Origin of the sequence: Priestia aryabhattai (assembly GCF_023715685.1) — a bacterium.
Lineage (GTDB): Bacteria > Bacillota > Bacilli > Bacillales > Bacillaceae_H > Priestia > Priestia aryabhattai_B.
Map to the genome: position 1 here is coordinate 1 of NZ_JAMBOQ010000117.1, position 255 is coordinate 255.

The window sequence follows — 255 nt, forward strand, 5'->3', positions numbered from 1 at the left end:
ACTAGCTAATGCACCGCGGGCCCATCTGTAAGTGATAGCCGAAACCATCTTTCAATCATCTCCCATGAAGGAGAAGATCCTATCCGGTATTAGCTTCGGTTTCCCGAAGTTATCCCAGTCTTACAGGTAGGTTGCCCACGTGTTACTCACCCGTCCGCCGCTAACGTCATAGAAGCAAGCTTCTAATCAGTTCGCTCGACTTGCATGTATTAGGCACGCCGCCAGCGTTCATCCTGAGCCAGGATCAAACTCTCC

Annotated in this window: 1 rRNA gene; it reads right to left on the bottom strand. The window is 51.0% G+C overall.

The window, feature by feature from the left end:
• A 16S ribosomal RNA gene (locus M3225_RS29290) occupies positions 1 to 255 on the bottom strand; the annotation flags it as partial.